This is a genomic window from Spirosoma luteum DSM 19990, from assembly GCF_000374065.1.
GTDB classification, from domain to species: domain Bacteria; phylum Bacteroidota; class Bacteroidia; order Cytophagales; family Spirosomataceae; genus Spirosoma; species Spirosoma luteum.
Window position 1 is genome coordinate 148,785 of the sequence record NZ_KB893311.1, and the last position, 18,232, is coordinate 167,016.

Sequence of the window (18,232 nt, forward strand, 5' to 3'; positions counted from 1 at the left end):
GGGGCGTAGCGGGATAGTCCATCGCGACCGGTGAGGGTGTTCAGACCCGGAGCTTAGGCGGTTGCCAGATAGCCGTTACTGTAGTAAGGGGGTGAGCTGATGCGTAGCTAAACGTTGCTACCGAGATCGGTACGATCTCATTCGAGGGGAGCAGTGCATACTGAGAACGCGGGGCAACCGTAATCGTAGCCGCGCAACAGGCGCAGGTACAGAAAGGGGTACAGGCATCGTTCTGGTGCGTCCGGTCCGTATTCGATGAAGGCGTGGTCGGGGAAAGCACAGCTATCTCCGATTGCCCGGCGGGGAACAATAACTCATCTGCGCAGGGCCATAACGATAAGCCGAGGAGATAGACGGAGAATAGGATCGTAAACCACTTCATTAGCGCAAAGGTACGGTAAATACTTATGCAACAGGTAGTCAAAAAGTAATTGTAAGTTTTTCAAGTCTTAAAGACTTCGATGAACTGTGGTTGGGGAAGGTCACGTAATGAGGAATTAACTCTGAAAAAGATTAATCGGCGAACGGCTAGGGAATTAATTCATCATCGCTCCGATTTCTATGATCTATGCAAGCGTTGGGACATAAGTTTTGTCATACTTTTCCTTCCGTCGAACAACAGCGTACACTCGGTGAATGAGCTTGTTTCGGATGGCATTTAGTACCAGCATCTTATTCTTACCTTCGGCAACTTTACGTTGGTAATAGGTGCGCAGTTCGCCTTCCTTTCGTATGCATGACATAGCGCCTAGATGGAACAGCGCTTTCAAGCGTTTCCTGGCTTGATGACTAACTCTAGTCTTGCCCCGGATACTTGTTCCTGAGCGGTACTCGAAAGGTGCCACTCCTGCGTGACAAGCCATCTGTTTGGGGTCAGTAATCGTTGTCATCTCGTTCGTCACGACAATAATCTCCGTGGCGGTTGTCGAGCCGATGCCAGGTACTGAGACAATCCACTCAAAGAGTTCTTTGAGCCGACCATCGTTCTGAATAAGGCCGTTGATCTGCTGCTCAATGGCCTTTTGTTCCTCTTTGAGGGCGATCAATGACTTACGAGAACTGCGCTGGAGTTGTTTTTGTAAAAGGGGATTGATAAATGAATCTTGTTCAGCTAGAGGACCGGCCAATAGATTATATGCTTGAATAAGACGCTGACGAGCGCCACTTAGAAATGCTAATTGCTGAATAACAGGGCGAGGGGGTTGCCATAGACGAGTTTGATCACGGAAACGGTAGGCATATTCGGCAATGCGAAAAGCATCAACGGTGTCATTTTTACCCCGCTGCATACCCCCCGCTTGCTTGATTTGCAAACTACTTTCCAGCCAAATCGGAAGCCGCAGTTTGTGAAGAAATTCCAATAGGTGTGCATTATAGTCGGATAGGTCAGGAGCCTTACGGCTCCCTTCCCTCCTCAGAACCGGACTTGTGCCTTCCAACACATCCGGCTCAAGCAGATGACAACCGGCTCAGGGTTCCTTGCTTCGTTTTTGTTGCTGCGAATGCTTTCGAATGCACCTGTTGATGACACGTCACATGAACTAACCGCAGATTGGAATAGGCATCACTGCCCCCTTCCTGCTTTGGTTTGACATGATGAACGTGCAAGGCTTCATCCGTAAACAGACTCGTTTTGCAGACCGGACATTGGTGGTTTTGCCGTCGGGCAATCCGTTGCTTGCTGGGTACTAACTCAGCCGACTTTCGTTGGGTACGTTTCTGCCAGTACGCCCGCAAACGAGGATCGTCCGGAGAGGCAGTATGCTGAATCAGGATATGCCGTTGGATTGGCGTCCAGACAAACTTCTGGAGTGCCATGCCCGTCTGCTTATCCCCAAACACCCACTTATCCTGGCGATCCAGATTGAGCCGTCCCCAATACTTGGCCTGTTTCCAGGCGTAGTTTTTACGGGGATGCATCCGACGAACATAGCGCACCTGACGGTCGAACATCCAGCGGTCTAGCTTGGTAAAGGTTTCATAGGCGACCCCAATCCGAAAGTAGTTCGACCAACCCCGAATGATCGGATTCAGCCGTTTGACAATCACTTCCACACGCTGGGTTTTCAACCCTAACCACTCCGCTCGCAGACGGTCCCGGATCTTCTGAACCGATGCTTTGCTGGGTTTGGTGAGCATTTTCCAGCCCGTAGCTGTGTTTCGGCTCGGATACTGACGCACATGGAAACCTAAGAAATCGACCCCATCTGTCAGATGAACAATACGTGTTTTCTCCTCTGATAGGGCTAGTCCCCGTTCTTTCAACCAATCTTTAAGCAGCAATACGGTTTGTTGAGCATCTTCCTGTGTCGAGCAAAAGACCAGAAAATCATCAGCATATCGAACCATCCGGCGCGGCCCACAGGTCTGCGTGCGGCCACCCCCGTATTGATAACCCATGCCTATAGCCTGTTCCAAGCCGTGTAAGGCAATGTTAGCCAACAAGGGTGAGCAACTACCGCCCTGGGGAGTACCTGAGTCAGTCGGGTAGAATACGTTTGCTTCCAGATAACCCGCTTTTAGCCATTGCTCCAGCAGACTCCTGGCAGGAAAACGACCGATTCGTTCTAGTAGGAACGAGTGATCGATGTGATCAAAAGCACCTTTAATATCCGCATCGACAACCCACTTTCGTTGGCTATCAGGTCGGGCATACCGAAAGATGCGCTCAATAGCATCATGACAACTACGCCCCGGCCGAAACCCGTAACTGCTGGCTTCAAACTTGGCCTCCCATTCCGGTTCCAAGGCCTGCACCACCATAGTTTGTAGGCATCTGTCTCCGATAACAGGGATACCTAACGGCCTTCGCTTTGCGTTGGCTTTGGGTATGTACACCCGGCGGGCGGGTTTGGCTTTCCAAGGTTGATGCTGCCTCAGTTCCTCCACCAGCTTTTCGCGTTCCCTAGCCGTTCTGACAACAATCCGATCCACCCCAGGCGTGTCCTTACCCGCATTGAGTTGGGTAATTCGACGCACACTCGTTACTCGGTTCGCATAACTCCGCAGCATTAACTTTTGCAAGGAATGCACCTTTTTAGAGTTGCCTTCCTGAGCCGCCCGAAAGATGCGGGAGCGCAGATTTTTGAGCAACCGAAATGCCTTCTGCCAATCAATGGCATGCCAGTCAGTTGTTCCAGTGAGTCGGTTTGCTTCCGGGTTAGGGTGCATCGAACTAAGCTCCTTGTTCAAAATCTGTTCTTCCGTCTTTGGGGTCATCCACCAGACCCACGTCAGCCCCCTTTCAAGGTGGGTATTGCCCTATCCGGCCGGTTATGAATTCCCGTTGCCTTTCGGCTTGCCGACTTTCGCTTCTTGGGTCTTCCTGTTCCCACTGAAGAGTTGTGCCTTTCCTTGCGGTCAGGCCTACTGTACTTGCGGTACAGACTTCATTGGGGTTACCACGTTCCACACGTCTGAGATACGACCGGGTGGGGTGCCTCCTTTATGGCGGGGACTAGGGTGCTCACCATTCGTTGGCATCGCCGAATGTTCCTGTTTGTCCCGTCATTACCGTATCAATCCTTGTTTCGGTAACCAACACTGACGCCACCTCATCAGAGGTTCATTCTCATTCACCCTTTCGGTCTTCTCCTGGCCCGATTTGGATCAAGGATTGACCCGCATCTTAGGCTTTACCCGCTTGCAACAGACCCCACCGTTACCAGTGACGCCCCTACGGATTGGAGATCGGCTCGAGCACTAACCGAATGGATCATTATCCATACTCAAAACGTGCAACTTCGTGTCGCACTATCCCCGTGTGTTCCATGCAAAATACGACTTGAGTCATATCCCAACCCGGTAATGCTTTCAGTTGGCGAAGGGCTAGTTTAATACCAGCCATCGTATTTGACGTGTGCAAGTGGAGTAAGGAACCCTGCTGGCTGTAAACGGCCCAATCTAGTGTAGCCTTGGCAATGTCGATGCCGACGTAGTGGAGAAAGTCCATAAAACGATTTAGTTTTGGTCCATCAGTCAATCGAACCTGCCTTCACTCAAACCCTTATAATGGGCCGCGAACCCGTCTTTCTATCTGAGTCGATACAAGTTCATCAGAGTGGGGACCTGAATCGGAGCATAGGTCTTTCCTTGGCGACCCGTTAGGTTAGCCCCACTCTGGTTGACTGCAAGCAAGCTACCAATTCTTGGTTTCTTACAAGCCCACAAACCTAAAGGGCGACCCGGTCTGACCAAGGTATTCAGTATGGTAGCGCCATCTATATTGGGTTATTAGACGCATATCATGTTCATTTCAGTATGACCGAGACGAGTGATCCATTGGAGAATCCAGTTGCTGAACGGGTAAATGGGATCATCAAGAATGAGTATCTAGCTCACCGAGGTGTGTACTCGTTGGCCCAGGCCGAGTTAGTGCTTGAACAAGTGGTTTTCCTTTACAACTATAAGCGTCCACATTTGAACGGTCCGCCGTTGCGGCTGTGACATGCTCGTACCGGATCAGGCACACAACGGGGAGAAAAAGCTGAAGCGGAGATGGAAAATTATTATACCCAAAAGCAGACGGTGGATATGGCGGATAGTTAAAATAGGGTATAAATTAGTGGTCAATGAAAAATGAATAACCAATAAACGGTCAACATAAATTAGGACGGGTCAGTTTTCGTGGAAGCAACTTTATAGTTAGCAGCTTTCATGCATGGCTTGTGGAGTGAATACTTTTTGTACAGCTAGCCTTAGAACGCTCAAAGAGATTAATAATGAATGATAAGTTGTTTCGAAAGTCGATATCTTAGGAAGTGCTTTCTGAACTGTGTCAGCCTTGGTGCCCCCTTAGCTCATATACCAGCCGAAGCCCCGTCACCGTCATAAACTGTCGAATCCAGTCATCCGGCGCATCGCGCAGCTGAGCGGCCGTCTGGATACCATGCTGTAAAAGTAGTTGTTCATAGCGATCCCCAATGCCCCATAAGTCCCCTACCGCGAACTCAAGCAATGCTTCTTTAATTTTAGCTGGAGTATCCAGTACGCATATACCCCGATGCTCGGGGTGTTTTTTAGCAAACCAGGTAGCTACCTTGCATAACGTTTTCGTGGGTGCTATTCCTATGTTTATAGGTATACGACTACTGCGTAACGTCGTTTCCCGAATCCTTTGCGCCAGCTGCCGTAAATCTGGATAAATGGCCTCATAACCCGTCAGATCAAAAAAGCCCTCATCAATTGAATACACTTCCACCCGTTCGATGAAACGGCCAATGATAGCAAATATTCTTCGGGACATATCCCCGTAAAGTGGGTACGTGCTCGAAAAAACGTGAATACCCTGCTGGCGGACTTGCTCCTTAATTCTAAAGTAAGGGGTACCACGGGTAATGCCTAACTTTTTGGCTTTATCGTTCTGGGCAACAACATTTCCGTCGTTATTCGATAACACAATAACAGGTTGTTTTCTAAGCGCGTGCTGATACGAAATGTGACAACTGGCGTAAAACGACAAGGCGTCAAAATGCCCCTGCATGGTTGAAAAAGTGATTGGATAGGTCATGGCAATACAGTCGGTTTAAAAAACACCCACGTAACCGCTCCAAAAACAAAGGAGTCCTCGCCTGGGTCACCTGAATGCATATAGATTGGCTCGTAGTGAGGATTGTCCGCTTTTAGAAGCAGCATCTCCCCTACCCGCTTCATGCGCCGCACAACGTATCCATCATTGACAAAGGCCACAATAACCTGACCATCGACGGGCTCCACTAGGCAGTCAACTACCAGAATGTCCCCGTCATCAATTCGTGAATTGAGTCGCGCACGAGGATTGACCATACTGTTTCCTTCGACCCAAACAAAATACGTATCGTCGGGATGGACGATACACAACTCATTCAAATCCAAAACGTTTTCCAAATAATCGGTAGCCGGGGACGGAAACCCACAGTGGACTCGAGAAAGAAACAACGGTACTTTCAACCGACTTTTTATGCCAGCTTTTCTAATTGTAAAACGGGTTCGTACCCTTGTTTTCATAGGCTTTTAATATAACTAACTAATAATAATCGGGCTATTATATGTTAGTTGTATTATATTTCCTAATGTGAAGGCGTTTTTATGTAAATTGGAGATAAAATACTGGCTATGACTCTTTATGAATTCAATGCACTTTCGTTTGATAACCAGCTAGCTTGTGCATGGGATAACGGTGCTTTTTTAATGACAAGACGGGCCGGCCTATCCTACCTGTGTTTATACGCTATTGAGACTTTTTTTGTCGAAATTCGATACAGTCAGGATCTGAATCATATTACAGCCTGCCGCGCGTTTCGCAGTACAATCCCCCTAGAATCTTACCTGGAAGAAATTCATCTGACTTTAGAAAGAAGCAATAATTAATTAGACCAACATTAACGCGCAAAAAACAGTGAGGACCAAAAAGAAATCAACTACAATCAGTCAGGAGGACCTAGATCGTCAGTTACGGGAGCTTAGTAGCAGTTGGCATAAAATGACGGGTCGGAGCATTACCGGAGTTTTAGGTATGAAATCAGATGATACTGTTGGCGAGTTTTCTTTAATAATTGAGACCGACGAAATAGCTAACTGATACTAGTTATGTTTTAGATTCTTTAATAAGCTATGCCCTGTCTACACAAATTGGAAGACTATATGCGTGATCAACTATCCAAAGGCAATCAATGCTACTGTGTGGAAAGTGGTATTAATCCTACCAGTGGGTAGAGATGATCGACAGCGGATTACTGCACAAACAAGAATTGTAACGGTTTGGACGGTTGGCCGCTGCTATGCCCAACACAAATGAGGCTGGAAAACAACCCTGGAGTTAATACCGGGTCAGTGTGGATGAAATTGAGAATCGAACAGGCTTGGATCTGTTAACCAACGTTCCTTTGAACATCCAAACCCTGCTTGAAGCGGAGGTAGATAAAGTCACTATTCAGTCTATTTACTTAGTTTCTCACTAAATGCGGTTAGCGTATATAGAATACCGTTAGAAGAATCCTTTTTTTACAACAGAGCATAATAAAAATCAGCTATTACAGCATTAATGTGCCATAACCCCCATTTTTCACTACACTTATTTACAACGAATTTTAATCAGGATTAAGGGGGAGTGGATTTTCATAACTATCTGATATATAGCAATTTGCCTTGGCGAGTTGGCCTATTTGTTTGTATCTTTATACAAGTTAAAACGCCGAAGCGCTAATCTAATGATTAACTCTGACCTGTATGCAATAGCCCAGATTGGGCTGGAATTGAAGATAGTAGAAACGTTTAAACCACTTCCAACACCTGAAGCCCTGACTTCTTTTCTGAAGGGTGAGACGGATTGGGTAAGTTATGAACCGCGTATAGTTGAAATCGTTGAGGAATTGAATAAAAAAATGGGCATTGCCTATAATTACCACGTTGCAGAAGCGGCTAAACTACTTGGTATGGAGGGTTCTGGACTTGACACACTGGTCTATAACAACCAGAAGTACCGGGATGCCGAGCATAAGATTGAACGGTTCAACGTCCATTTGAATGCCATACAGGAAGAAGGTTTTTGCTTGTTGACTCAGGCCCAAGCTGACAAGTTGCTTGTCGATAAGTGCCTTGTAGAGATATATTTAACACCAAACCAGCGAATCAGCGCCAGGCTTATTAAAACTATCGCAAACGGGTACTGTTGGAGGATACCCCGCTATAAAACCAGAGGGTATGCGGCTAACCTAGAAACGCAATACGTTAAACTACCTGCCCTCAATCAGAAATCGTCCAAAGTGTGACCGTTAATAGAACAAGATTGTAAAGGAATCACGGTGTCAAAAATTTTTGACACCGTGATTTTGAGCATTACCAGAATTTTTGAAAACCTGGGGTGGTTCGATTTAGCGGCACACTGAATTTGCAAGTTAAGTGTGATACTCATTCTCAAACTGTTCCGGACTTTTGTAGCCCAGCGACGAGTGCTTCCGCACTCGATTGTAGTAGCATTCGATGTACTCAAAAACTTCTGTGCGGGCATCGTCCACGCTCAGAAAACAACCTCCCTCCAATAATTCCGCCTTCAGGCGGCTCCAGAACGACTCGGCGAAGGCGTTGTCGTAAGGATCGTCAGCCCGGCTCATGCTGGGCCTGATGCGCCATAAACTCACCAGTTCTCGCAACTCATTGGACACGTACTGACCGCCACGATCAGAATGGACTATCAGCCCACTCGCCGGTTGACGGACCTGAAGAGCCGCTCGCAACGGCACGATTACAAGTGCATCCTCCATGTTGTCATCAACCCGCCAACTCACCACTCGACGTGAGTATAAATCCATCCAGGCCCCCAAGTAAGCCCATTCACCGTTGGCCAATGGCAGATAAGTAATGTCGCTTACCCACACCAAATTAGGGGCCACTGGAAATGATAAGTCTAACAATAGATTCGGCCAATACCCTTTATTATGGGTGCTATCGGTTGTCCGGGGCACAAACGACTTTGGCTGAATAGGCTGTAAGTCAGCTGCTTTCATTAGTGTCCTGACCTGTTGTCGGCCTAATTGATGCCCCTCATCTTGAAGTTGGGATACAATTCGTCGGCTACCATATCGCCGTTTATGTTCCCGAAAAACGCGCTCCACTAATGCCTTATTCACTTCTTTTTTAGGCGTTAGCTGATAAGTTTGTCCCCGTTGGTATCGGTAGTAAGCCGTTCGGCTCACGCCCATCACCTGACAAAGTGTTTCGACCGCAAACGCACCAACTAGGCTCTGAATCAGGTTATACCGCTGCGTTAAGTCGCTCGACTGAAAATACTCAAGGCTTTTTTTAAGATTTCGCGCTCGGTCTCCAATTGCCGCACTCGATCCCTCAACTGCTGATTTTCAATGGTCAAATCGCCAGTCAGGTGATTACTTTTCTTACCCACTTGGTTTACACTCTTCCATCGGTAGATGATATTTTCGGAAATGCCCAGGGCGTTGGCAATGTAGGCTGGCGTTTGCCCACTGGCCAGCATTTTGAGGACTTCGGTTTTGAAGTCGGCATCATACTTACGCCGTGTTTTTGTGTGTTTTTCGGACTGCATGGCCTTGCGAAGTTAAGCAAATCCGTGTGCCGGTAAACCCGACCATCTCAACCAGTCATTGATTAATTATACTAAAAAACATCATCATGTACCACATAGTCTAGATTACCAAGTATCGAAAACATAAAAATGATTAAGTCATATGGACTACCCAAAACCACTTTTGCTACGTTATCCGTATTATCTAGATCCTCATGTATTGAACTCGCTTAAGGGAGGCTTAGCTGTTCTAATAAGCGAAAGTAATCAACTTGTGATCCAGGGTTCCGTGTTTACCTCAGATAATCTGCTGCCCGTTGGTGAAGAGGGTACAATCTGGCCAAGTCGGTTTCATGCTGAGTTGTATTTAAAGAAAGACCTGCAAGAGTTTCAAGTCTGGCAAAAGGAGCATAATCGGTTGAAAGAGCAACAGCAGACACAGCTCCGAATCCAAAAGGCGCAGGCCCGTCAGGAAGCTTCGGACGAGTTTTATCGTAGGCATCCTATTCCGTTCGCTTTCTCGATCGAAATAAAAGAGGCCTTGAGCGGATTAAGTGCCAGCAGTTGGGGCGATGGCCAGAAACGCAATACAGTTTATCACATCTATACCCAGGAAGAAGTAAGATTAGGTCGTTTGTACCGGCCAAAAGGCGAATTTTTGTGTAGTCCTGTTAAAAGCCGTTCAGGAGCCAATTGGAGTGATTCACTGGGCAAAGACAGCCACTGCCTAGACGCTGACGGCATTAAACAAGTACCAACCTGTAAACGCTGTCTGGATATTCTTAAGCGCTTCTCAAAAACTAGTGTGTAATTCATACTACTTTATGAATTCAGATACAGACCAACCAGACCCCAGCATGGAGCCTATACAGGTTGCCTGCGAAAAAATGATTTACGACCTATACATACAAAATCAGCCTGGTTTGGTTGCATCCATTGATCAGTTAATCCGGATGGGACACAGTCCAACCCATATTGCTAATCGTGTTAAATCGATAATTCCGGTAATTAGCCAGGTGAATAATCACGTATTTTTAATAGCTATGTATTTACTCAGACGTCAACTTTCCAGTAACTAAACCTTGGCTGGTGTCAAAAATTTTTGACACCAGCCAAGTGGATTCGTCAGCCAGGTAAGGAGCGAGATTTATTCACTACACAAAACACTACACACCACTAAACGTATACTAAACACAAGGGATTAAGGGGAAAAGGGTGTTTTAGAAGGTTTATTTAACCCCTAAAATCGCTTGCAATGACTATATGATCGTCGTAAATTAGCTAATAATCAAACAGTTAGCAAATTTATGAACGCCTACTTAATTGATCCCGCAACCCGTACCATTTCACCAGTCGAAACGGACTTTTCGCTACCAAGCATTTATAATTTGCTCGGTTGCAGCCTGATTAGCAGTGCGGCAGGACAAACGAATGGTGATGTGCTGTTCGTCGATGATAATGTGTCAGATGATGAGCATGAAGCGTTCCGGTTTGGTACCTGGGAAATATACTCGAAAGCCCTGGTAGTTGGTACTGACCGCTCCGGCGAAACGGTTAGCCCAAAAAATCCGATTGAGTTGTATGAAACTCAGATCGATTGGTTAGGAGCAAAAATGTTTGAACCCAACGTTGCGTTCTTATCTTTTCCGGAAAGTGCACGCCTAGAACGTGATGCAGAAGACCGCATGGCTACCAGTTTACAGGAGAATCTTGATTGGTGGGATGCTTTCCTGAAACGAAATAAAATTGATTAAAAGTAGCCCCTAACCATAGAGGTTAGGGGTCACCTAAAAAGTAGCTAAACCCATTCAAAAAGTGTCATGCAAACAACAGGAAAAACCTTTCGATTTAACAGCCCTGTTAACTGGGAACACAGTTCAGGCGCAGTAGCGACGATCAGCCAGGACACAGCATCAACGTTGGAGTTTTTTACGAAAGAGGGTACTATCCCATCTACGGGCTATGGTCAGATCGAGTGGACCTTCACGGACGATTCACAGCAGCCCCGCATTGAACACATCGGTATCTGGTGGACCAACGATAATCTTGATGATTACGACGGGGTATTTGAGTTGCCTAAACAGGCTATCGAATTTATCCAGAGTTTTGGCCTGCAAGTTGGACCGGATTTTACCCGTTAATTCTTATTTTTGATTGTATTATGAACTCGGTACAGGAAGCCAGGCGCTATATGGACAATGCCCGCGAACTTACGGGAGAAAGCCGGGAAACAAAATGGTCAATATCACGATCGTAAATACGTCCGTGTGGCGGGTAACACGGCTTACAATGGTATTCTTGTCGCACTGGATAGCCTTTTAGAAGAAAAGAAAAAAGGCCGTAAAGATCCGGGCCCGCAGCGGCGTACCGTGCCGGGCGGTGACGTGGTATAAATCGCAGTTGGCTAAACTGGATAAACGGCTGTTAGATATTTTTGTACTGGCTTATGATACGCTTCATTTAGCGTTAGGGTACGATGGCAATTTAGACGCAGATGTAGCGCAGGCGGGCTTAAAAAGGCTGAAACGATTATCAATTGGGTCGAACAGCGAACGACTACCGTTTAAGTGAAAATCCATTCAGCTTCTACTAAAGACTGAATGGATCTGGATCACTACACGAATGCTACTTAGACACTAGACTTCACTACTTCAGTATGCCAGGAGATTCACGGGCAAAAATGAATTGACCGATCTGCCGTATATCATTAACCGTAATTCCCGAAACATCGTTGATATAAGGTATGTATCGATCAGCGTAGGGTGAAGCCGTTCCATACACGTAACCAATATTAATTCGAAACCGAAAATCCGTTTTCGTTGGATACGCCAACCGTTCAACCATCACACGTACGTTGCCAGGAGCCGAAAATTTGTCCTGAAGGTACCAGACGCCATAGATATATCCAGCCGCATTGTTGCTGTTACCCGAAAAATTGGCGTATGAGAAACTTCCTAAAGGAGTCTTCTGAAACGTAGGTCCGGTACCACTCCCATCAATGTATAATTTAAGCGAATCAGTACCGCTTGGCTCAATAAGGAGTTTATAATTACCCGTAATTGCTTTAGGGTCGGGCGTGAATGCATAATCCTGGCCCTCAATGGTTGGTACATGATTACCTGCCCATTTAATGTAAACAGCCGGAAATTCACCAGACAAATAAACTTTAGGATCGGATGAATTGACTAATACAGTCTCCGAGGTTACGGGATCCTCCCCTCCCCCTTTTTTACAACTTAAGTTAACTGCAATCAGAGTCAGAAAAAGAATAAGTCGGTACGATTTCATGATGCATTTTTCCAGTTGAATGTACAACAGCCCTAAAATTGATATCCAAATGCATTAGTTACTATAACCTCTGACAAAACACTTATCAAACGGAGCAGTCAGAAGCCCTGTTTAGCGGCTTGACTTGACAAAAACCAAGTCGGTCCCACTCAAATCAGGCTACAAACATACCCAGTTCACCCAGATGAATTTTTGGTGGATAAAAAAAGATGAAGGGGATGAAGCCGTTTTCTTATATATGACTTTAATTTCTAATTTGCGAAAATTATTCGTATATTGGAGTCACAAACAGGGATGAACGCAAAAGCGTTTTTCGGGCAATTGCTGTACATAAAACATCAGAAAGTAGCTGCCTTGAGCCATCAACATGTGTAATTAAGCAACATCGGACATGAAAGCTACCAGTATCACCCATGAGCAACTCGAAGCAACCCGGCAGGCGGGTGATTTTAAATTAGTGGCGGTTGCCGGCTCGGGCAAAACTACCACCCTCATCGAGTACGCCGCCTCCAGGCCTGTGCTGAGTTCGGGTCGTTCACCCCGAATTCTCTACCTGGCTTTTAACCGTACCGTACGCCTGGAAGCACAAGCTCGTTTCGCCCGGCGTGGTCTAACAAACGTTACAGTACATACGGCTCACTCATTGGCCTATAGCTATGTGATCGTCCGGCAGAGGTATGAGCTGAGCGCCGGGGGCGACTACTCGATTCAGGACATTGCGGCTCAGCTTGGCTTCACGCAACGAACTATGCTGGCTGGCTGCATGATGGCCAGCCACGTCAAAAAGCTGTTCAGTTACTTCTGCAACTCAAAAGCAGTAACCGTCGAGCAGCTGGACTACCTGGCTATTATTGACCCGGCTGATGCGAAAAGTCGCCGGTTTGCCCGGCAAAACAAGGAAAAGATCTACCGGTATGCGCAGCAGCTCTACACGCAGATGGATACCAACAAACTGCCTTGTACGCATGACTTTTACCTGAAGAAGTTTCAGTTTGTAGCTCCTCCTTTGCCCTACGACTATATCCTCTTTGATGAGGGGCAGGATGCTTCGGAAACGATGCTGGAAGTGTTTATGCAGCAACCGGCAACAAAACTGATTGTCGGCGATCCTCACCAGCAAATCTACGGGTTTCGACATGCTGTAAACTCCCTGGACAAGTTCGATGCGCCAACGCTGTACCTGAGTCAGAGTTTTCGTTTTGGAGACGAGGTTGCTCAACTGGCGAACTACGTACTGGGCTGGAAAAGCAGTTTCGATACGGGCCAGCTCACTACGATTAAAGGAGTAGGTAAGCATCAGCCACCAGTTGCGCCCATACACGCGACGATCGGCCGTACGAACGTAGCGGTTCTGGCCAAGGCCATTGATATGCTATGTATTGAAAAGCAGATTGGGTCCTTATACTTCGAAGGGCGGTTCGAAACCTACACCTACATGGACAGTGGCGGATCGCTTATGGATATCTATTACCTGTATCAGGATAGACTGGATCGGGTCCGCAGTCCATTAATTAAAACCATGGGCTATGTTGGTGAACTGAAGCATTACGTTGATCAGACCGGCGAGGCCTCTATGCGCCTTGCGCTCGAAATTGTTGAGACGTACCAGGACGCCTTACCTGAATATATTGAGCAGATCCGGCAGGCCCATGTCGACGATTCCATGCGACACGTGGCCGACCAGATTTTTTCGACCGTTCACCGATGCAAAGGGATGGAGTACGACGGAGTGACCTTATGCGATGACTTTATTGAAAAGAAGGGAGTGTCCGAAAAACTGGCGGATAAACAGAATCCGGCCAATCTGCAGGCGTTGCACGAAGAAATAAACATGCTATATGTAGCCTTAACCCGCAGTCGTCAGCAAGTAAGAATCCCGGATACGTTACGGGCCAGTTTTAGTTTCGATCGAGCGGCGCTGGCGCCTGTTCCAGCTGAGAACCGCACTCAGCTGCGCAGTGAATCCGCACTTACAGGCCAAGGTGAAACGGCAAGTGGACAAGTTACCAAACTCCGGGCTACAGTCTGAATGGATTAATCCGTTGTGTTATGACAGAATCTTCGAAGAAAAAAAACGCTGGTCGCCCTGAGAAACCCGTTGAGCAGCGGCTTATCCACAAAGTTACTGAAGCCTTCACCCAGCAGGAATTTGCCGATTTGAAGTGGACAGCAGAGAATCAGCCGGCACGGGGCTCCAAACCTTCTCCAAAAACCGACAAAGCGACAGCTCATTACATACGAACGTTAGTTCTGCCCGAAGTTGAAACATTTGTTCGGACACACCGGCCTGTACTTCCCGGCGACGAGTCAGACGTTTTATAAGGTCCGGTCCAGTACTGATAGGGGACTCCGAGAAGGGCATCGTACCAGTGCCCGCTTGTAGGGCTCAAAAAACGCTTTTTTTCAAAATATTTTATTTAATATTAAATTTACGAAAATATAGGCTCGGACTTATTGATTTAAAATAACCTTAGGGCATTCAATTAGGACAATCCAGTTGGGAATTTTTACTTTTAAGGTACAAACGGTTTAAGAGATGAAAAAGCAAATCGTGGTTGCAGTAGCCAACAACAAAGGTGGCACGGGAAAAACAACAATAACGCTTAACCTGGCAGCTGGTCTACAACGACTGGGTAATAAGGTATTGATGGTTGATCTGGATGCCCAGGCTAACTTGACGAGCGCGGTGGGTTTTAAAAACCTCAAACGTCACGTGGGTCAGTTGTTGATCGATGAGATGGAATGGGATGAAGTTATCCTCAAGGGAAAGGTAGAGTCTACGGATAAGGCCGAAAGCTGGCCGCAGTTAGATTTATTACCGGCCGCCCGGACAATGGTTTCTCATGAATCAGCCCTCAACGCGAGTGGTGCCATGCTGGAGCTCCGTTCTCATCTGGAGGGAAAAGACTACGATTACGTATTGATCGACTGTCCGCCTAGCCTGGCTGCTTTTACAACCAATGCCCTCGCAGCTGCCGACTACTACCTGGTACCCATGCAGGGCGAGAATTTTGCGTATATCGGCTTGGACGAAATGCTTAAGTACGTAACTAAGCTGAAGCGAAACATGCGGCTCGATATCAAGCTGGCTGGTATTGTAAAAAATAAATTTAACCTGACAACGACATTCGCCCGCCAGATCGAGGAAGCGCTGGCCAATCAGAACGTGCCTGTTTTTAAAACGGCGATACGTCAGTTCGTTGGCCTGATGGAATGTACCGTTGTTCACAAGTGTATATTCGATTACGCTCCCAAGTCGAACGGTGCAGCTGATTTCACTGCATTGGTCAACGAATTAATTCAGGCCACTCAACTGCAGCAGGAAGGTACTGCTGTCAAACCTCTGTAAACGGTAGTCGACCATGGAAGCCAAAAAAGATCGAAAAAAAAATTTCGCCAACTTCATCACTAATCTGCATGAAGAGGACACTACCGACGTAGAGACACTGGAAGCGGGTCCTGGGGTACTTACGCTAAAATCGGAGTCAGAAGATACAGTATCGGAACTGACACCGCTTAGTGAACAGGAGCAGGACAACCGGCAGGAGTTAGAAGAAATTGTTCTGGCGGGATTAGATACGTACTTAACAGTTGGCATTGCACTTGATCAGATCCGGCAGGCTAAACTATACCGAAGCACTCACCTCTCCTTTAAAGCCTATTTGGCTGAACGCTTCGATGTAGGCCGACAACGGGCCTATCAGCTAATGGAAGCAGCCCAGGTTGTTAATGAATTAATGGCAGAGGTGCAGGACAACGATGATAACACGGGTGTTGCCATCGTTATGCCTAAAAGAGAATCGCACGCCAGCGCGCTGGCAGATATACCCAAGGAACATCGGAAGCAGGTGTGGGATGCGGTAGTAGAAGACGAAAAGCAAACCGGCAAAGCGATCACGGCAAAGAAGATAAGTGAGAAGGCCCAAGCTGTAACCGGTGTCCCACTTAACAAGAAACCGCCCAAAGATCGTAAACCACGCGGGGAGCAGGAACTCGCGGATGAGTTTCTAACCGATCAGGCCAGCTTAACAGCGGCCGCTATGGGGCAACCCCGTGAGAAGAATAAGGTACCTGATGCTACCTGGCTACCCTCAGAGAAGCCAACAGAAGAAGTCAATGAGTTGAATATCGTTGACTTTTCCGGGGGAGAATTGGATGAGACTTCAGTAGATACAATAACGACGGTAGTAGAGAAGTCATCAGAATCAAATGATCATTTAGAGAGGCTACGTAAAGCTTTCCTGAATGCACAGCCGGCAGATCTGGTAATAAAAATAAGTGCTCGTTTTCTGCAAGACGAGCAGGTTGTTGAAGATTGGCAAGTTTTGCGGCAGGATAAACAAATCACTGACGAGAATGGCGTCGCTTCATTAACGCTGCAGGAAGCTTTAGAACTTGGTATCCTGAATGATTATCTGGCTCAATTATCCTAAAATATACGATTTCTTATAGCACCAGGCAGCACGAATTTCGTGCTGCTTTTTTTTATGCTGACGATTCACCAATTATGACTGGCAGGCACTTCCCTAACCACCGAACACAATACTATTTTATTGATAGGAATACTTTATTTATGAGGTGCTAAACGCACCGGGATAAAGGGGGGAAGGGTCTTACTATAGTAGTTATAGTATTGATTTTCAGGTTGTTATATAGCTGTTTATGTGCTATTTTTAAGTAGATAAACAAACAAAAATAGCCAATGAAAACCATCTCAACCCTCGCATCTGCCCTGCTGATGCTCAGCCTGTCAACCTTGTTTGGGCAAACTCCCAAGCCCACGTCCACCGCACCAAAAGCCGTTACCGCCCTTACTGGTAAACCGGCATCGGGCACGAAAGCGGTGTCCACTACCGCCCCCATAGTCACCAAAACCAGTTCGACGACCGCAGTGCCCAGTACGACCAAAGCCAGCACAACGCCGATGGCGTCTACCCCTGTTCCATCAACAGGCCCCAACCTTTCCTTGAAAAATCTGATCACTCAGGCTTTACAGGACGACAGTAGCCGAACGGCAAAAAAGGCGGGTACTATTGGGGTTGGGCTTACGTATTATCTGAACGGGAGTTTACTGGCCGGTGCTATGGTTCGACAGCGTGCGGCCTACTTCACAGCGGGAGTTGGCTTATACGCCAATAAAACCAGCAGCTTTACACCTGTTAACGACGTACTGTTCTATGGGGGTGGTGGCTTGATTACAAGCCGTCAGGTAAGTATTGGCGGATATTTGTCCGTGACGATGGTATCAAGTCCAGCTTATGCATCGACGCCGACCGGCTACGAAGCGGTAACGCATAAAACGCCCACCTTTGGTTTAGGAGTATCAGCTGGGTATCAACTCAATCATGTGCTGATTTCTGCCAACATCCATAACCAGTTTGGGCTGGGTCTGGGCGCTACCTATTTCTTCTAATTAACCGGGTCAGGATATACCCTGACCCGATTCTCACCTATAAACGCAATACAATGATTGAGACAATGCTTGCTGTGTACGTTCTGATAATGCACGTATTTACAAAAATTGGAAAGTACATTCTTTCACCGCTGGCGCATATAATCGCCTTTACAACGGCTCTCATGATGATATTAACAGCTATCGGATTCTGGTACGGATTTCGGTTGTTAGTCTGGTTCGCCAAACAGGTTTACAAAGCGTTCAGCAGAAAGCCATCTGTACCATCACCCGAATTAAGGGCCAGTACAGAATAGGCAAATGGGACTATGTTCTATCTGGATCATAGTCCCATTTCAAGCGTCTGCTTCACTACACGGGCCGAGCCACGGTTCAGCTTCCTGCGGTCGCCAACCGCCACTCGACCTTATAATAGCCTACTCTCAAACCCTTCCACTCATCATGACTGGCCTGGTTACACCATTCCGATCATGATTCGATTCAGGATTAGAGAGCCGTCTCTACCAAACCTGACG

General features: G+C 47.0%; 21 protein-coding genes. 12 read left to right on the forward strand and 9 right to left on the reverse strand.

Annotated elements, in window-relative coordinates; translation table 11 throughout:
- Positions 1-40: 40 nt before the first annotated feature.
- From B156_RS31180 to B156_RS0126610, 4 genes are all read right to left on the reverse strand, one after another.
- Positions 41-382: a DUF6660 family protein gene (locus B156_RS31180; protein ID WP_084757908.1), complete on the reverse strand. Its 342-nt coding sequence runs from the start codon at positions 380-382 to the stop codon at positions 41-43.
- Between the two features lie 184 nt (positions 383-566).
- Positions 567-1,442 (reverse strand): transposase, encoded by an 876-nt coding sequence (locus B156_RS30045; protein WP_281167542.1) that lies wholly within the window; start codon positions 1,440-1,442, stop codon positions 567-569.
- 7 nt (positions 1,443-1,449) lie between these two features.
- The gene (ltrA, locus tag B156_RS0126605) at positions 1,450-3,192 is read right to left on the reverse strand and encodes a group II intron reverse transcriptase/maturase (protein WP_245563854.1); all 1,743 of its coding nucleotides are present in this window, start codon (positions 3,190-3,192) and stop codon (positions 1,450-1,452) included.
- A gap of 526 nt (positions 3,193-3,718) precedes the next feature.
- A complete protein-coding gene (locus tag B156_RS0126610; protein WP_018622853.1) occupies positions 3,719-3,952 on the reverse strand; it encodes a hypothetical protein in 234 nt (77 codons plus the stop codon).
- 272 nt (positions 3,953-4,224) lie between these two features.
- Between B156_RS0126610 and B156_RS32695 the strand changes: the two genes are divergently transcribed.
- Positions 4,225-4,446, forward strand: coding sequence for an integrase core domain-containing protein (locus B156_RS32695; RefSeq protein WP_425423321.1), 222 nt, complete (start codon positions 4,225-4,227; stop codon positions 4,444-4,446).
- Positions 4,447-4,777: 331 nt separating this feature from the next.
- On the opposite strand, the gene B156_RS30055 is transcribed toward B156_RS32695, so the two are convergent.
- Both B156_RS30055 and B156_RS0126620 read right to left on the reverse strand, forming a co-directional pair.
- Positions 4,778-5,509 carry a Y-family DNA polymerase gene (locus B156_RS30055; RefSeq protein ID WP_018622854.1) on the reverse strand — a complete coding sequence of 244 codons (732 nt, stop codon included), beginning with the start codon at positions 5,507-5,509 and terminating at the stop codon, positions 4,778-4,780.
- On the reverse strand, positions 5,506-5,985 hold the full coding sequence (locus B156_RS0126620) for a LexA family protein (RefSeq protein ID WP_018622855.1): 480 nt from the start codon (positions 5,983-5,985) through the stop codon (positions 5,506-5,508). The genes B156_RS30055 and B156_RS0126620 overlap by 4 nt, the downstream gene beginning before the upstream one ends.
- 1,202 nt (positions 5,986-7,187) lie before the next feature.
- On the opposite strand from B156_RS0126620, the gene B156_RS0126625 reads away from it, so the two are divergent.
- Complete coding sequence (locus tag B156_RS0126625; protein ID WP_018622856.1) at positions 7,188-7,748, forward strand: hypothetical protein; 561 nt, start codon at positions 7,188-7,190, stop codon at positions 7,746-7,748.
- Between the two features lie 126 nt (positions 7,749-7,874).
- Here B156_RS0126625 and B156_RS0126630 read toward each other — a convergent pair whose 3' ends face one another.
- On the reverse strand, positions 7,875-8,804 hold the full coding sequence (locus tag B156_RS0126630) for an IS3 family transposase (protein WP_157627209.1): 930 nt from the start codon (positions 8,802-8,804) through the stop codon (positions 7,875-7,877).
- A complete protein-coding gene (locus tag B156_RS0126635) occupies positions 8,744-9,037 on the reverse strand; it encodes a transposase (protein WP_018622858.1) in 294 nt (97 codons plus the stop codon). The genes B156_RS0126630 and B156_RS0126635 overlap by 61 nt, the downstream gene beginning before the upstream one ends.
- A gap of 142 nt (positions 9,038-9,179) precedes the next feature.
- Between B156_RS0126635 and B156_RS30630 the strand changes: the two genes are divergently transcribed.
- The 5 genes from B156_RS30630 to B156_RS32525 all read left to right on the forward strand — a co-directional run bounded on the left by B156_RS30630 (position 9,180) and on the right by B156_RS32525 (position 11,587).
- Entirely contained in the window at positions 9,180-9,827 is a 648-nt protein-coding gene (locus tag B156_RS30630; RefSeq protein ID WP_018622859.1) for a hypothetical protein, read from the forward strand.
- Positions 9,828-10,323: 496 nt separating this feature from the next.
- Positions 10,324-10,770 carry a hypothetical protein gene (locus tag B156_RS0126650; RefSeq protein WP_018622861.1) on the forward strand — a complete coding sequence of 149 codons (447 nt, stop codon included), beginning with the start codon at positions 10,324-10,326 and terminating at the stop codon, positions 10,768-10,770.
- Positions 10,771-10,836: 66 nt separating this feature from the next.
- Positions 10,837-11,157 (forward strand): hypothetical protein, encoded by a 321-nt coding sequence (locus B156_RS0126655; protein WP_018622862.1) that lies wholly within the window; start codon positions 10,837-10,839, stop codon positions 11,155-11,157.
- A gap of 57 nt (positions 11,158-11,214) precedes the next feature.
- Positions 11,215-11,409 (forward strand): DUF5618 family protein, encoded by a 195-nt coding sequence (locus B156_RS32520; RefSeq protein WP_342664453.1) that lies wholly within the window; start codon positions 11,215-11,217, stop codon positions 11,407-11,409.
- Entirely contained in the window at positions 11,396-11,587 is a 192-nt protein-coding gene (locus B156_RS32525) for a DUF5618 family protein (RefSeq protein ID WP_342664454.1), read from the forward strand. The genes B156_RS32520 and B156_RS32525 overlap by 14 nt, the downstream gene beginning before the upstream one ends.
- A gap of 75 nt (positions 11,588-11,662) precedes the next feature.
- Here the strand turns inward: B156_RS32525 and B156_RS0126665 are convergent, their stop codons facing one another.
- Positions 11,663-12,304 carry a hypothetical protein gene (locus tag B156_RS0126665; protein WP_018622863.1) on the reverse strand — a complete coding sequence of 214 codons (642 nt, stop codon included), beginning with the start codon at positions 12,302-12,304 and terminating at the stop codon, positions 11,663-11,665.
- A 391-nt stretch (positions 12,305-12,695) separates the two neighbouring features.
- On the opposite strand from B156_RS0126665, the gene B156_RS30070 reads away from it, so the two are divergent.
- From B156_RS30070 to B156_RS0126690, 5 genes are all read left to right on the forward strand, one after another.
- On the forward strand, positions 12,696-14,333 hold the full coding sequence (locus B156_RS30070) for a UvrD-helicase domain-containing protein (RefSeq protein WP_018622864.1): 1,638 nt from the start codon (positions 12,696-12,698) through the stop codon (positions 14,331-14,333).
- A gap of 20 nt (positions 14,334-14,353) precedes the next feature.
- Positions 14,354-14,626 (forward strand): hypothetical protein, encoded by a 273-nt coding sequence (locus B156_RS0126675; RefSeq protein WP_018622865.1) that lies wholly within the window; start codon positions 14,354-14,356, stop codon positions 14,624-14,626.
- 214 nt (positions 14,627-14,840) lie between these two features.
- Positions 14,841-15,653 (forward strand): ParA family protein, encoded by an 813-nt coding sequence (locus B156_RS0126680; RefSeq protein ID WP_018622866.1) that lies wholly within the window; start codon positions 14,841-14,843, stop codon positions 15,651-15,653.
- 13 nt (positions 15,654-15,666) lie between these two features.
- Positions 15,667-16,737 (forward strand): hypothetical protein, encoded by a 1,071-nt coding sequence (locus B156_RS30635; RefSeq protein WP_018622867.1) that lies wholly within the window; start codon positions 15,667-15,669, stop codon positions 16,735-16,737.
- A 269-nt stretch (positions 16,738-17,006) separates the two neighbouring features.
- Complete coding sequence (locus B156_RS0126690; protein WP_018622868.1) at positions 17,007-17,717, forward strand: hypothetical protein; 711 nt, start codon at positions 17,007-17,009, stop codon at positions 17,715-17,717.
- Positions 17,718-18,232 lie beyond the last annotated feature (515 nt).

Excerpts from the sequence above, each read along its gene's own strand:
- B156_RS30630 (WP_018622859.1), top strand. The coding sequence starts at position 9,180 with ATGGACTACCCAAAACCACTTTTGCTACGTTATCCGTATTATCTAGAT.
- B156_RS0126635 (WP_018622858.1), bottom strand. The coding sequence starts at position 9,037 with ATGCAGTCCGAAAAACACACAAAAACACGGCGTAAGTATGATGCCGAC.
- B156_RS30055 (WP_018622854.1), bottom strand. The coding sequence starts at position 5,509 with ATGACCTATCCAATCACTTTTTCAACCATGCAGGGGCATTTTGACGCC.
- B156_RS31180 (WP_084757908.1), bottom strand. The coding sequence starts at position 382 with ATGAAGTGGTTTACGATCCTATTCTCCGTCTATCTCCTCGGCTTATCG.
- B156_RS0126625 (WP_018622856.1), top strand. The coding sequence starts at position 7,188 with ATGATTAACTCTGACCTGTATGCAATAGCCCAGATTGGGCTGGAATTG.
- B156_RS0126655 (WP_018622862.1), top strand. The coding sequence starts at position 10,837 with ATGCAAACAACAGGAAAAACCTTTCGATTTAACAGCCCTGTTAACTGG.
- B156_RS0126680 (WP_018622866.1), top strand. The coding sequence starts at position 14,841 with ATGAAAAAGCAAATCGTGGTTGCAGTAGCCAACAACAAAGGTGGCACG.
- B156_RS0126620 (WP_018622855.1), bottom strand. The coding sequence starts at position 5,985 with ATGAAAACAAGGGTACGAACCCGTTTTACAATTAGAAAAGCTGGCATA.
- B156_RS30070 (WP_018622864.1), top strand. The coding sequence starts at position 12,696 with ATGAAAGCTACCAGTATCACCCATGAGCAACTCGAAGCAACCCGGCAG.
- B156_RS32520 (WP_342664453.1), top strand. The coding sequence starts at position 11,215 with ATGCCCGCGAACTTACGGGAGAAAGCCGGGAAACAAAATGGTCAATAT.
- B156_RS0126610 (WP_018622853.1), bottom strand. The coding sequence starts at position 3,952 with ATGGACTTTCTCCACTACGTCGGCATCGACATTGCCAAGGCTACACTA.
- B156_RS0126675 (WP_018622865.1), top strand. The coding sequence starts at position 14,354 with ATGACAGAATCTTCGAAGAAAAAAAACGCTGGTCGCCCTGAGAAACCC.
- B156_RS0126690 (WP_018622868.1), top strand. The coding sequence starts at position 17,007 with ATGAAAACCATCTCAACCCTCGCATCTGCCCTGCTGATGCTCAGCCTG.
- B156_RS0126650 (WP_018622861.1), top strand. The coding sequence starts at position 10,324 with ATGAACGCCTACTTAATTGATCCCGCAACCCGTACCATTTCACCAGTC.
- B156_RS0126665 (WP_018622863.1), bottom strand. The coding sequence starts at position 12,304 with ATGAAATCGTACCGACTTATTCTTTTTCTGACTCTGATTGCAGTTAAC.
- B156_RS30635 (WP_018622867.1), top strand. The coding sequence starts at position 15,667 with ATGGAAGCCAAAAAAGATCGAAAAAAAAATTTCGCCAACTTCATCACT.